The organism is Cupriavidus sp. 05T41, from assembly GCF_056396525.1.
Genome location: NZ_JBFTLQ010000007.1, coordinates 24,872 through 37,984, shown reverse-complemented (window position 1 = coordinate 37,984; position 13,113 = coordinate 24,872). Strand labels below are relative to the sequence as shown.

At 67.1% G+C, this 13,113-nt stretch carries 17 protein-coding genes; all 17 read left to right on the top strand.

The window, feature by feature from the left end; genetic code table 11:
- Positions 1-51: 51 nt before the first annotated feature.
- The 17 genes from AC1DKV_RS06100 (at position 52) to AC1DKV_RS06020 (ending at position 13,112) form a co-directional block, all read left to right on the top strand.
- The gene (locus tag AC1DKV_RS06100; RefSeq protein ID WP_441616206.1) at positions 52-1,284 is read left to right on the top strand and encodes a phage major capsid protein; all 1,233 of its coding nucleotides are present in this window, start codon (positions 52-54) and stop codon (positions 1,282-1,284) included.
- Positions 1,285-1,349: 65 nt separating this feature from the next.
- Entirely contained in the window at positions 1,350-1,643 is a 294-nt protein-coding gene (locus AC1DKV_RS06095; RefSeq protein ID WP_441616204.1) for a hypothetical protein, read from the top strand.
- Between the two features lie 2 nt (positions 1,644-1,645).
- Entirely contained in the window at positions 1,646-2,194 is a 549-nt protein-coding gene (locus AC1DKV_RS06090; RefSeq protein WP_441616202.1) for a head-tail connector protein, read from the top strand.
- An 8-nt stretch (positions 2,195-2,202) separates the two neighbouring features.
- Positions 2,203-2,556 (top strand): phage head closure protein, encoded by a 354-nt coding sequence (locus AC1DKV_RS06085; RefSeq protein ID WP_441616200.1) that lies wholly within the window; start codon positions 2,203-2,205, stop codon positions 2,554-2,556.
- Complete coding sequence (locus AC1DKV_RS06080; RefSeq protein ID WP_441616198.1) at positions 2,549-3,022, top strand: HK97 gp10 family phage protein; 474 nt, start codon at positions 2,549-2,551, stop codon at positions 3,020-3,022. Before AC1DKV_RS06085 ends, AC1DKV_RS06080 begins: the two co-directional genes overlap by 8 nt.
- Positions 3,023-3,073: 51 nt before the next feature.
- Entirely contained in the window at positions 3,074-3,661 is a 588-nt protein-coding gene (locus tag AC1DKV_RS06075; RefSeq protein ID WP_441616196.1) for a phage tail terminator protein, read from the top strand.
- A 2-nt stretch (positions 3,662-3,663) separates the two neighbouring features.
- The gene (locus AC1DKV_RS06070; protein ID WP_441616195.1) at positions 3,664-3,921 is read left to right on the top strand and encodes a DUF2635 domain-containing protein; all 258 of its coding nucleotides are present in this window, start codon (positions 3,664-3,666) and stop codon (positions 3,919-3,921) included.
- Positions 3,921-5,420: a phage tail sheath subtilisin-like domain-containing protein gene (locus tag AC1DKV_RS06065; protein ID WP_441616193.1), complete on the top strand. Its 1,500-nt coding sequence runs from the start codon at positions 3,921-3,923 to the stop codon at positions 5,418-5,420. The genes AC1DKV_RS06070 and AC1DKV_RS06065 overlap by 1 nt, the downstream gene beginning before the upstream one ends.
- A gap of 64 nt (positions 5,421-5,484) precedes the next feature.
- Positions 5,485-5,832 carry a phage tail tube protein gene (locus tag AC1DKV_RS06060; protein ID WP_441616191.1) on the top strand — a complete coding sequence of 116 codons (348 nt, stop codon included), beginning with the start codon at positions 5,485-5,487 and terminating at the stop codon, positions 5,830-5,832.
- Entirely contained in the window at positions 5,829-6,128 is a 300-nt protein-coding gene (locus tag AC1DKV_RS06055) for a phage tail assembly protein (protein ID WP_441616189.1), read from the top strand. The genes AC1DKV_RS06060 and AC1DKV_RS06055 overlap by 4 nt, the downstream gene beginning before the upstream one ends.
- Positions 6,129-6,268: 140 nt before the next feature.
- Entirely contained in the window at positions 6,269-8,209 is a 1,941-nt protein-coding gene (locus AC1DKV_RS06050) for a phage tail tape measure protein (protein ID WP_441616187.1), read from the top strand.
- A 10-nt stretch (positions 8,210-8,219) separates the two neighbouring features.
- A complete protein-coding gene (locus AC1DKV_RS06045; protein ID WP_441616185.1) occupies positions 8,220-9,461 on the top strand; it encodes a DNA circularization protein in 1,242 nt (413 codons plus the stop codon).
- Positions 9,458-10,579 carry a phage baseplate assembly protein gene (locus tag AC1DKV_RS06040; protein WP_441616183.1) on the top strand — a complete coding sequence of 374 codons (1,122 nt, stop codon included), beginning with the start codon at positions 9,458-9,460 and terminating at the stop codon, positions 10,577-10,579. The genes AC1DKV_RS06045 and AC1DKV_RS06040 overlap by 4 nt, the downstream gene beginning before the upstream one ends.
- Positions 10,576-11,091 (top strand): phage baseplate assembly protein V, encoded by a 516-nt coding sequence (locus AC1DKV_RS06035; RefSeq protein ID WP_441616181.1) that lies wholly within the window; start codon positions 10,576-10,578, stop codon positions 11,089-11,091. Before AC1DKV_RS06040 ends, AC1DKV_RS06035 begins: the two co-directional genes overlap by 4 nt.
- Positions 11,088-11,483, top strand: coding sequence for a phage GP46 family protein (locus tag AC1DKV_RS06030; protein WP_441616179.1), 396 nt, complete (start codon positions 11,088-11,090; stop codon positions 11,481-11,483). The genes AC1DKV_RS06035 and AC1DKV_RS06030 overlap by 4 nt, the downstream gene beginning before the upstream one ends.
- Complete coding sequence (locus AC1DKV_RS06025; RefSeq protein WP_441616177.1) at positions 11,473-12,522, top strand: baseplate J/gp47 family protein; 1,050 nt, start codon at positions 11,473-11,475, stop codon at positions 12,520-12,522. The genes AC1DKV_RS06030 and AC1DKV_RS06025 overlap by 11 nt, the downstream gene beginning before the upstream one ends.
- Entirely contained in the window at positions 12,510-13,112 is a 603-nt protein-coding gene (locus AC1DKV_RS06020) for a YmfQ family protein (protein WP_441616175.1), read from the top strand. The genes AC1DKV_RS06025 and AC1DKV_RS06020 overlap by 13 nt, the downstream gene beginning before the upstream one ends.
- Position 13,113 lies beyond the last annotated feature (1 nt).

Sequence of the window (13,113 nt, the reverse complement as noted above, 5' to 3'; positions counted from 1 at the left end):
CCGCCCTGGGAAACCACGGCGGGCTTTTTCATTTCCATCTCTGGAGAACACATGATCCAAGCACTGCGCGAGAAGAAAGCGGCACTGGCCCGCGACGCTCGCAACATCCTGGCCAGCAAGGGCGACGCCAAATGGTCCACCGATGACCAGAAGAAATACGATGACCTGCTGGCGCAGATCGAGGCCGTGAATGCCGAGATCGAGAACCACCAGCGGCTGCTGGACATCGAGGCCGACAACGCCTTTAACGAGATCACCGGCCAAGAGCCCGGCCGTGGCGGTGCTGCGCCGCCGGCAGCGGCGGTCGACCCGCAAACCGCCAAGGCACGTGCGCTCTTCGACAAGTGGCTGCGCAATGGTCCGACCGCGCTGACGTCTGACGAATGGCAGCTGGTGCGCAACACCATGTCCACCACCACGCCCGCCGAAGGTGGCTACACCGTGCAAACCGACGTGGCAACCCGCTTCATCGATGCGATGTCGGCTTATGGTGGCATGCGCGATGTGGCGGAGACCATCCGCACGGCTACCGGCAACCCGATGGGCTTTCCGACCACGGACGGCACCACCGAGGAAGGCGAAATCGTCCCCGAGAACACCCAGGCGGGCACGGCCGACATTTCCTTCGGCACGCGACCGCTCAACGTGTACATGTTCGGCTCCAAGATCATCACGGTGCCGATCCAGCTGCTGCAGGACAGCACGCTGAATATCGAGTCGCTGGCGTTCAATCGCATGGCCACCCGCATCTCGCGCGCGGCCAACCGCAAGTTCACGGTGGGTACCGGCACCGGCGAGCCGACGGGCCTGATCACGGCGGCCGCGGTGGGCAAGACCGGCGCCACGGGCAGCACCACCTCGGTGGGCTTCGATGACCTGGTTGACCTGCAGGAGTCGGTCGACGAGGCGTACCAGGCCGGCGCCCGCTGGATGTTCGCGCAGAGCACCCGCAAGGTGGTGCGCAAGCTCAAGGACGCCAACGGTCGCCCGATCTGGACGCCCGGTTACGAGGGCGGCATCACCAAGGGCGCGCCCGACGAGCTGCTCGGCAAGCCTGTGACCCTCAATAGCCACGTACCCGCGATGGCGGCGAACGCGAAATCGATCTCGTACGGCCAGCACGACAAGTACATGATCCGCGACGCGCTCGAGGTGACGCTGTTCCGCTTTGCCGATTCTGCCTATGCGTCGAAAGGTCAAGTTGGCTTCCTGGCCTGGGCGCGCAGCGGCGGCAACCTGATGGACCTGTTGGCCGTCAAGGCCTACCAGAACTCGGCCACCTAAGCCGAGGCGATCGCGCTGGATGGCCCGGCTGGGCCGTCCCTACCAACCCAGCTTTAGGAGTCGCAATGAGCGATCTAACCAACGAAGACAACGGCGGTACCGTGGGCGGTGTCGAGGATAACGGCGCCGAGGCGGCGCGCATCGCCGCGGAGCAGGCTGCTGCAGCGGAGGCTGCAGCCAAGAAGGCGGACAGGGCTGCGGTGCCCGTCAAGGCACGCGTGCTGGTGGACTGCGAGCACGGTGCGCCCAATCAGGTGGTGACGCTGCCCAAGGCCGTCGCTCTCGCGGCAGAGAAGGCCGGCGTGGTCGACACCGCGAAAGAGGCGGTCGCCTACGCCGAGTCGATCGCCCAGGGCTGACCATGCGTTACGAGACCGTGACGGAGCCTGCCGACGAGCCGGTCTCGCTGGCGCAGGCCATGGAGCAGGCGAGGATCGACGGCATCGACGCTGATCCCAACCTGCAGGCTCGGCTCGCGGGTGTTCGGCGGGCGACCGAAACCTACCTGCGTCGGCCGCTGCGTGCACAGCAATATCGGGCGCTGCTCGACGATGACGAGCAGCTCGGCGAGATCCTGGTGCGCGGCTACGGGCCCGCGACGGTCACGTCGGTCTCGTATCTCGACGCCAGCGGCGCGCGGCAGACCGTGCCGCTGCTGGCGTACCGCACCGAGGAGGTCGCGCGCGGGCTGCTGGTGCGGCCCGTCAAGGCGTGGCCGGCGGGATCCGGCTTCCAGATCGAGTTCGATGTGGGCTTCGCGACCGTGCCCGAGGACATCTGCCTGGCGATCCTCATGCTGTTCGCCGAGCTGTATGCCAAGCGCGAGGTGTCGGCCACCACCTTGTCCGAGTCCGATTTCAACATGTACGACTGGCTGCTGGCGGATTACCGCTGCGGCATTGGGCTCTAGGAGGGGCGATGCTCAGTGAAGTCACCATTTTGCGGGAGCCCGGCGCAGGGGAGCTGGATCGGCGGGTGCAGATCCGCCGGCGGCTGGATCTGCCGGTCGGCGTCGTCGACGTGGAGCAGACCTTTCCGGCCACGATGCCGCGCTGGGCCAAGGTCGTGCCCGTCAGCGCGGCGACGTACATGGAAAGCGCCGCCACCGACTCGGCCGTCACGCATCGCGTGATCGTCCGCTACCTCGATGGGCTCACCGACGCGCACGAAGTCGTACACGGTGACGCGGTCTACCGGGTCAAGCGCGCGGCCCATATGAACGGCGCCAAGCGCTTCACCATGATCGAGGTGGAGGAGCTGCGCCATGGCTAAGTCCGGCTTTTATGTGCACGTCGAAGGCTTCGAGGGATTTGATCGCTCGATCGACTTCGACAAGAAGCAGATTCGGCGCGCCATGCGCCAAGCGGGCGCCCTGGTCGTGAAAGATGCCCGTGGCCGCGTGACGAAGCAGGGCGCATCCAAAGGGGGCGGCTACCCGTCCAGGCGGACGGGGCGCCTGGCCAAGTCCATCCGGGCCAAGGTCAGCCGATCCGGCTTTCTGGTGCGCATCGAGCCAAAGACCGGCAAGGACGTGCCGGCGAGCGATCCCTACTTCGCCTATCTGTATTACGGCGTCCGCAGGGGTGCGACCAGGCGAAAGGACCACAAGGCCCAGTCCAGCGGCCCGTACCGCGTCCAGCCCCGTGCCAACTACATGGCGGATGCCTTGGAAGCCCAGGCGGGGCCGGTGCGGAATCTCTTGAGTGCTGCGCTCGCGGCTGGTCTGCGGGTGAAGTGACAACGCCACAACCTCTCACCAGCCCCGCCGCGCGCGGGGCTTTTTCTTGCCATGAAACTCTCCCCGGTAATCGACCAGCTACGCCGTTACGCGCCGACGTTTGGCGGCCGCGTGGCCGGTGGCTTGGAGTTCGAAGTGGTGCGCGACAGCGCGCTGCTGTCGATGCCGGCCGCCTATGTCGTGATGACGGCCGACGATCCCGGTGACAACGCCGAGCAGACCGGCATCCGCCAGGCCATCGTCGACGAGTTCGACGTGGTGGTGGCGCTCAAGACGGGCGACGAGCGTGGTCAGTCCGTCGCCGATCCACTGCATGACATCCGCGCCGAGCTGCTGCGCGCGCTGGCCGGCTGGAAGCCGTCCGACGACTACGAACGCGTCATGTACGACGGCGGCCAGCTGCTGCTGATCGACCGTGGCCGGGTGTTGTACCGCTTCACGTTTCGGTGCGAGTGGACCCTGGGCCATGGGAGTGCGCCGGAAACCTTCGAGGAGCTGGAGTTGGCGGGCCTGCCTCCTATTGAGGGCATCACGATCAATCTCGACGCCATCGACCCGATGGCGGATCCCAACCTGAACAAGCCCGGCCCCGATGGCCGGATCGAAACCGTGCTCCGCGTGGAGCTAGACGAAGGATGACCATGAACGCTGACCGCAAGACGGTCCACGTGACCCCGGCTGAGGGGCGCGTGGTGCCGGATCCGCAATACCGCGACAACCTGCCGCCCGAGGGGCGCGCCGTGGTCCGCACTCCTTACTGGGTGCGTCGCATCAACGATGGCGACGTGACGATCGAGGGCGAGCCGGGGGCCGCCGTCGAAAGCGTGGCCGAAGTCCAGGGCCAAGCCAGTGAGGCCGAAGTGGCCCCGGCCGGCAAGACGGGTAAGGGGGGCAAGTAATGTCCGTGCCATTCAGCAACATTCCGAACGACCTCCGCGTCCCGCTGTTCTTCGCCGAGGTCGACAACTCGCAGGCCGGCGGCGGCTCCGCCACAATGAAGCGCCTGCTGATCGGGCAGGCCAGCGACGACGCGACGGGGGTGGCCGGCAAGCTGTATCTGGCGACGCGCCAGGCGGACGTCGATGCGATCACGGGCGAGGGCTCCATGCTCTCCGCCATGTACCGCAAATTCCGCCTCGGCGATCCGATGGGGCAGATCTGGATGCTCCCGGTCAAGCTGGCGTCCGGCGTGGCCGCGACGGGCAAGTTCGCGATCGCCGGCACTGCCACCGAGGCGGGCATCCTGTCGGTGTATGTCGCGGGCCGCCGGCTGCAGGTGACGGTGGCCAGTGGCATGGCAGCAGCGGCCGTCGCCACTGCGCTGGCCAACGCCATCAACGCGGCGCTCAACATGCCCGCCAAGGCAGTGGCGGCGACCGCCGACGTGACAGTCACCTGTAAGTGGAAGGGTGCCACCGGCAACGACATCCGTCTGGAGATGAACCGCGCCGGCCTGACCAATGGCGAGCGCACGCCGGCGGGCCTGACCGTCACGGTGACGGCGATGGCGTCAGGTGCCGGCAATCCGGACATGGACGCGGTGCTGGCGGGGGCGGGTGACGAAGAGTTCGAGTTCGTCTGCCAACCGTGGACCGACTCCACCACACTGAATGCCTGCGCGGACTGGATGAGCGACATCTCCGGGCGCTGGGCATGGATGGCGCAACTCTACGGCCACGTCTACACGGCGATTCGTGGCGCGGTCGGCGCGCTGGTTGCGGCCGGTTCGGTGCGCAATGATCAGCACATGACCATGGGCGGCATCGAGGCCAATGTGGCCTCGCCCGTATGGGAAGTGGCGGCGGCGTTCGTCGCGCGCCAGGCGGTGTTTATCTCGGCGGACGTGGCTCGCCCCACGCAAACCGGCCAGCTGCTTGGCATCGACGCGGCGCCGGCCGGCGAGCGGTTCCTGTTGCAGGAGCGTCAGGCGCTGCTCAACAATGGCATCGCCACCTTTGCCTCGGGCGATGGCACCCTGCGCATCGAGCGCGCCATCACGACGTACCAGAAGAACGCCTACGGGCAGGCCGACGACTCGTATCTCGACAGCGAGACGATGCACACCACGGCCTACGTGGTGCGCTACCTGCGCTCAATCGTCACCAGCAAGTTCGGGCGTCACAAGCTGGCCAACGATGGCACGCGGTTCGGGGAAGGGCAGGCCATCGTCACCCCGTCCATCATCCGCAACGAGCTGATCGCCGCGTACATGCGGCTGGAGCGTGACGGCATCGTGGAGAACGCCGATCTCTTCGCGCAGTACCTGGTGGTGGAACGTGACGCGAACAATTCGAACCGGGTCAACGTGCTGTTCCCGCCGGACTATGTGAACCAGCTGCGTGTCTTCGCGCTGCTCAACCAGTTCCGCCTGCAGTACCCCGACCAGGCCGCCGCGTAAGCACCGGCTGTCTCAACCTCGCGGCCCGCCATCGTGCGGGCCGTTTGCATTTTAGGAGACCGATATGGGTCAAAAAATTGCCGGTACCGTCTACGTCAAGGCGGACGGTACGCAGTTCGATTGCCAGGGCGCGGGCGAGGCGCCCATCACGAAGTACAAGCGCGAAAGCATCCGCCCCGGGATGATCAAAGAGGAGGATCTGGTCCCCTACATCAAGGCGGACATGTCGTTCACCAAGGACTTCCCGCTCACCAAGCTGCAGGACGCGATCGACATGGTGGTCACGATCGAGTTCAAGAACGGAAAGACTTACGTGCTCACCGGCGCTTACGTGGTCGGCGAGCCGTCCGCTGCTGGCGATGACGGCAAGGTGTCGCTCGAGTTCAATGGCGTGGAGGGCAAGTGGCAATGACGACAACCACCATCAAGCTCACCAAGCCCGTCAACGCGCACGGTGAGGCGATCGACGAGATCGTGCTGCGCGAGCCCAAGCCGGCCGACGCCCGGGTCATCAAGGCCATGCCGTACTGGATCGACAAAGACGAGAACGTGCAGCTCAACCCGACCGCCGCGGCGCAGTACCTGGTCAAGTGCGGCGGCATTCCGATGTCGGCTGTCGACGAACTCGATCTGTCCGATTTCAATGCGCTGTGCTGGGCGGTCGCCGGTTTTTTCTTCAAGGGCAAGTCACCGACGCCGACGACCTGATCCGCGTCGCGTACGACCTTGCCAGCTTCTGGAAGGTGGATCCCGAGGTGGTGCTCGACCGGCCGGTCAGCATCATCGCGGAGCAGTACGACCACGCCATGCGCATCAACCGGCAAAGCGTGCCGGACACGGAGTAGGGGATGGCCGATAAGTTTCAACTCAAGGCGCTGATCACCGGCGTCGACAAGCTGTCGCCCACGCTGGCAGGCATCCGCAAGAACCTCGCTGGTTTCCGGAAGGGGCTCAAGGCCGATGGCATGGGCAGCCTTTCGTTCGGCGACGTGCTGGCGGGTGGCGCCCTGGCGGCGCCGGTGATCGCCGCGACCAGGGCGGCGATCGACTTCGAATCGGCGATGGCCGACGTGCGCAAGGTGGTCAACTTCGAGACGCCGGGCGAATTCAAGGAAATGGGGCAGGACATCGTCAACATGTCCAAGCGCCTGCCGATGGCCGCCAAGGACATCGCGGCCATCACCGCCGCCGGCGGCCAGGCCGGATTCGCCAAGTCTCACGAGGAGCTGCTGCAGTTCTCCGAGGACGCCGTCAAGATGGGCGTGGCGTTCGACCAGAGCGCTGCGACGGCCGGCGAGATGATGGCCACCTGGCGCACGTCGTTCAAGCTGGGGCAGACCGAGGTGGTCACGCTGGCCGACCAGATCAACTACCTCGGCAACACGGGGCCGGCCAAGGCGAACAAGATCTCCGAGATCGTGACGCGGATCGGCCCCCTGGGCGAGGTGGCCGGCTTCGCGGCCAGCCAGATCGCCGCCATGGGTGCAACGCTGGCGGGCATGGGGGTGCAGGAGGAGATCGCCGCGACTGGCATCAAGAACATGATGCTCACGCTCACCTCGGGCACCAGTGCGACGAAAGAGCAGCAGCAGACGTTCAAGGCGCTGCGACTCGATGCCAAGCGGCTCGCCGTAGATATGCAGAAGGACGCGCAGGGCACGATGCTGCGCGTGCTGACGGCCATCGGCAAGGTGGACAAGTCGAAGCAGGCATCGGTGCTCGACGGGCTGTTCGGCAAGGAATCCATCGGGGCGATCGCGCCGCTGCTCACCAACATGGATCTGCTCAAGGCCAACTTCGAGAAGGTGGGTGACGCCTCGAAGTACGCCGGCTCGATGCAGGCCGAATACGCGGCCCGCGCGGACACCACGGCGAACAACATGCAGTTGATGCAGAACCGGGTCGCCGGTGTCGGCATCGCGGTCGGCAACATCCTGCTGCCGCCACTCAATAACTTCCTCGCGGTGGCTGGCCCGCTGGTCGATGGCGTGGCTGCATTCGCCAATGCCAGCCCGGGCGTGATTCAGGGCGTCCTGGGCGCTGCTGCGGGCCTCTTGGTGCTCAAGCTGGCGGTGGTGGGGGTGTCGGGCGCCATGGCGCTGCTTAACGGCATCCTGAGTCTGTCTCCGGTCGGCCTGGTGGTGCGCGGCATCGCGCTGGCGGCTGGCCTGTTGATCGCCAACTGGTCGACGGTGGCGCCGTTCTTCGCGGGCATCTGGTCGGCGATCAAGGGTTACGCCGAGGTCGCATGGGGCTGGATCAAGGTCGCGCTGGACTGGACCGTGCTGGCGCCGATCATCCGCAACTGGGAGCCGATCAAGGAGTTCTTCGGCGCGCTTTGGGGCGCGGTGGTAGCGGTCACTGGCGTCGCGTGGCAGGGCATCAAAGCCCTGTTCTACAACTTCACGCCCCTCGGTCTGATCATTTCCAACTGGGAGCCCATCGTCGCGTGGTTCCGCGGCCTGTGGGACCGGGTCCGGCCGTACATCGAGCCGCTGATGAGCGGCGCGCAGTGGGTCGGTCAGAAGGTCGGCGCGCTGTTCCAGGACTCGCGCCCGGCCGCCACCGAGGCACTCGGCAACGGGGTGCGCTCCGGCACGCAGGGCTTGCGGGACTGGACGGCATCCCTGTCTGGGCAGACGGCCCAGGCGCAGCAGCTGCGCGGCGACATGGTGGTGCGGTTCGAGAACGCGCCGCCGGGCACCCGTGTCGATCCAGGCAATACCAATCAGCCGGGGCTCACCATGACCCCGCGCGTCGGCTTCCGGTCGCTGTCCGGGGCATCCTAAAGGAGAAAGCATGGCCAGCTGGCGCGACAAGTTGCGCCCGGCGTCATTCCGCGGCGTCCCGTTCCAGGTGGATGGGGACAAGGTGCCCGTGGGGCGACGCACGGTCACGCACGAATACCCGGGCAAGAACGTGCCCTATGTCGAGGACATGGGGCGGGCAACGCGGGCGTACAAGGTCACCGCCTTCGTCATCGGCGCGGACTATATGGACAAGCGCGATGCCCTGCTCAAGGCGCTTGAGCAGGAGGGGCCTGGCGAGCTGGTGCATCCGTGGCTGGGCACGATGCAGGTCGCGGCGGGTGAGGGCGAAATGTCCCACGCTTACGCCGAGGGCGGCATGGCCCGCTTCGATCTGACCTTCACCGAGTCGAGCGAGCTGCTCAACCCGACCGCCAAGGTCAACACCGGCAAGGCGGCCTCCGCTGCCGGCGCGGCGCTGGCCGAGGGCGGGCTGACACGCTTCGAGCAGGCCATGGCCGCGGTCAACACGGCGCAGGTCAATGTCGCGCAACTGTCCAAGGCCGCCGCCGGCACGTTCGGCGCGCTGCAGCAGTACGCCGCGCCGCTGGCCGCGGCGATCGGGACCGCGCAGAACCTCGCCAGCCTGGTGCTCAACGCGCCGGGCGAGCTGACCGGCACGATTCGCGGCGTGATGGCCAACCTGCCGGGCGCCTTCCATGCGTTCGATGGCTTCGGCAGTGGGCTGGGTAGCCTGTTCGGCAAGGCCTCGGCGGTATCGTCGCTCGCGGCAATCGTGCCGCCGCAGGGTGAGGCAGCGGCGGCGGTCCACGATGCCACGGTGAAGCTCACGCAGGATCTGCTGATCGCCGACACCGTCAAGGAGGTGGGCGAGATGCCGGTGGCCACCGCGCCGGCGCCATTGCCGACAGCCCCGTCTGTGGACGTGCAGGTGCAGCAGCCGATCGAGCGGCCGGAGATCCCGGTGGCTGACGACGTGCTCGACGTGCGCGAAGAGGTCACAGAGGCGATTTGGGGGCAGGCGCAGGCCGCACCGCAGTGGCACTACCAGCTGCTGACCGATGCGCGGATTCAGGTGTCGCGGCACCTGGCGGCCGTGGCGCGGCCGGCGGTGAGGCTGACGACCGTCACGCCTGGCCAGCCGGTGCCGGCGCTGGTTCTCGCGTATGCGCGCTTTGGCGACGCCACGCGGGCCGACGAGATCGTGGTGCGTAACCGTGCGTCGCATCCCGGCTTTCTGCCGCCGGCGCCTCTGCAGGTGGCCATGAAATGAGCGATGCGAGCGAGGTAACGCTGACCGTCAACGGCATGGACTACGGCGGCTGGAAAGACGTGCGGATCGGGGCGGGCATCGAGCGCCAGGCGCGGGACTTCTCGGTCGGCATTACGTGGAAGTGGCCGGGCGGCGGTGACCGGCCGCGCATGATCCGGCAGGGCGATCGCTGCGAGGTCCGCATCGGTGGCGAGCTGATGCTGACCGGCTGGGTCGATGCGACGCCCGTGCGGTGGGATAGCCGGGAGATCTCCACCTCGGTGACTGGCCGGTCGCTGACGGGCGATCTGGTGGACTGTGGCGCTGACAACGCGCCCGGCCAGTGGCGCAATCAGGGCGTGCTGCGCATCGTGCAGGCGCTCGCGCAACCGTTTGGCATCACGGTGCGCAGTGAGCTGCAGGACAACGCGGCGCTCGCCGACCACACGATCCAGCCTGGCGAGACGGCGTTCGAGTCCATTGATCGGCTGCTGCGCCTGTCTCGGCTGTTGTCCACCGATGACGCGCAGGGGCGGCTTGTGATCGCCCGGCCGGGTAGTGCTGGCCGGGCGGTCGATCGCCTTGAGCGCGGCGTCAATCTGCTCAGTGGTGACGCGCCGCTGGACTTCGCGAATGTGTTTTCCGAGTACGTCAGCAAGGGGCAGCGGGCCGGGACGGATGAGGTCTATGGCCTGGCGGCCAGCGAGGTCGAGGCGCGAGCGACAGACGCGCGAATCCCGCGCAAGCGCGTGCTGGTGCTCCACGAGCGTGGGCAGATGACGCCCGAGCTGGCACGCCAGCGCGTGGCGTGGGAGCGCGAGAACCGGATCAGCAAGGCGCTGCAGGCCACTTATGAGGTGCGAGGCTGGCGGCAGTCCAACGGGGCGCTATGGCGGCACAACCAGATCGTGCGCGTCGTCGATCCGCTGGTGGGCTTCGACCGGGATCTCCTGATCACCGAGATCGAGTACAGCCTGAGCAACCAGGGCGGCACTAAGGCAAAGCTCACGGTGGCGCCGCCGGATGGTTTCGAGGCTGAGCCGCCGGATCCAAGCAAGCGCCGAAAACGGGACAAGACCGGCAAGGGGAAGGATGACTTCGAGTACCTGCTGCCGGCCGATTGGGAAAAAAGGAAATGAACCAGTTTGTGACAGGCATGCTCGCGCGTGGCGGGGTGGTGCTGGCCAACGCCGGCCGCAAGCTGCAGACGCTGCAGCTGCGCCTCACCGCGCGCGAGGTGAAGGACAACGTGGAGCACTTTGAGCCGTATGGGTTCACCAGTTGCCCGACAGAGGGTGCCGAGGCGCTGGTGGCGTTCCTGGGCGGCGATCGCTCGCACGGTGTCGCCCTCATGGTCACCGATCGCCGGGCGCGCTTGCAGGGCCTGCAGCCCGGTGAGGTGGCGATCTTCACCGGCGAGGGGCAGGCGCTGGTGCTCAAGAACGGCAAGATCGCCGAGCTGACCACGGGCACCTTTCGCGTCAACGCCGAGGTGGCCATCGAGCTGAATGCGCCCAAGGTGACAACGCAAAAGGACTTCGAGGCCGGCGGAAAGGTCAAGGCGGCGGTTGACGTGGAAATCGCGGGCAAGCCGGTGCTGCACCACAAGCATCCCGAAACCGGCGCGATCACCGGGGAGATGCAGCTATGACGACGACCGCGCAGCAGGCGCTGCTCTATCGCGCGGCCGAGATCAGCCTGTTCACCTGGCGGCGCGCAGGGGCCGACGACCAGCTCGACGACGACCAGCGTATGGGCTGGTGGGGCGACACCTTCCCGGCCGTGGCCGGCGACCGGATCGGCTCGCGCCTCTGGCTTCTGCGCCGCAAGACGGTTGTGCCCGAGGTGCTGCGCGCGGCCGAGGCGTACGCGCGCGAAGCGCTGCAGTGGATGATCGACGACGAGCTGGTGCGCACGGTGGACGTGCAGGTGACCACGCCCGACCGCACGCGCGTCAACCTGGTGGTGACGCTATCCGACGACGGCGGTCCGCTGCCGCCGTTCAACTTCGATGACATTTGGCAGGTACAGCATGGCGTTTAGCACTCCGACACTCCCGCAACTCGTGCAGCGCGCCGATGCGGATCTGACCGCCAAGGCGGTCGATGCGCTGCGCCGCTCCGACCAGGTCGTGATCAGCCGCGTGCATGCCGGCGCCACGTCCGGCCTGCATGGTCATATCAAGTGGGCGGCCGACCAGATCCTGCCGGATACCTGTGACGAGGAGATGCTGCTGCGCATCGCCAGGCTGCGCCTCAAAACGCCGCGCGGCGAGGCGATCGCCTCCACCGGCCCGGTCGCCATGAATGGGCAGGCGCCGGCCGTCATCGATGCGGGAACGATCCTGCAGACGCCGGACGGCCGGCGCTACGCGGTGGTCACGCCCGTCGAATTTGCCGGCGCGCAGGCCACGGTCACGGTGACGGCGGTGGATCCCGGCCGCGGCGGGGACGTGGCCGAGGGGGCGGCGATGGAGCTGGTGTCGCCCGTGCTTGGCGTCGCGGCTGCTGGTGTGGTGGGGGTGGGCGGGATCGTGGGCGGCACCGATCAGGAAACGATCGAATCGCTGCGCTCGCGCGTGATCCGCTCCTACCAGATCGTGCCGCAAGGCGGCGCAGCGGACGACTACGTGACATGGGCGCTGGAGGTCACCGGCATCACGCGCGCCTGGTGCATTCGCAACTACATGGGGCCGGGCACCGTGGGGCTGTTCGTGGTGCGCGACAACGATGCGAGCCCGATCCCGGTGCAGGCCGTGCTCGACCAGGTCAAGGCGCACATCGAGGCGACGCGCCCGGTCACGGCCGAGCTGTATGTGCTCGCGCCGGCGGCCAAGGTGATCGCCTTCCAGATCAAGGCGATTCCCGACACCACGCAGACTCGTGCGGCCATCGAGCAGTCGCTGCGCGATCTGCTCAAGCGCGAGGGCGATCTCGGGGTCACGGTGATCCGCACGCACCTGGGTGAGGCGATCAGTCAGTCGCCCGGCGAGAACGATCACCAACTGGTCGCGCCGGCGGCCAGCGTGGTGCTGGCGGTCAATGAGATCCCGACCTTCGGAGGCATTGCATGGCTGCCGTAAGGACCGACGCGGAATACGCGCAGCAGTTGAGCGCGCTGCTGCCACCGGGGCCGGCATGGGAAGTCGAGCAGGCGGCGGCGATTCACGCGCTGCTCGCCGGCCTCGCGCCCGAGTTTGCGCGCGTCGATGCGCGGGCCGGCGACATGATCGAGGAGGCGGATCCGCTCACCGTGCGCGAGCTGGTGCCGGATTGGGAGCGCGTCATGGCGCTGCCGGATCCGTGCATGGGGGCGACGCCCTCATTCGAGGATCGGCGCAAGGCGGTTCGGGCCCGGCATGTCGCGGTGGGTGGCCAAAGCATTCCCTATTTCCTGTCGATCGCGTGGGGGCAGGGCTATCTCGACGCCACGATCACCGAGCATCGCGCGCCCCGCTTCGGGCGGTCGCGCTTCGGGCGGGACCGCTTTGGCACCTGGGGAAAGCAGTTTTTCTGGACAGTGAATCTCGGGCGCCGCATTGAGGGCGGGCGGCGCTGGGGTGTCACGCAATGGGGTGAGCGGTTCGGTATGAACCAAAACGAGGGCATTGAGTGTCTGCTGAAGCGCTACGCGCCGGCCCACACGATCGTCCTGTTCAACTACGAGGAGTGAT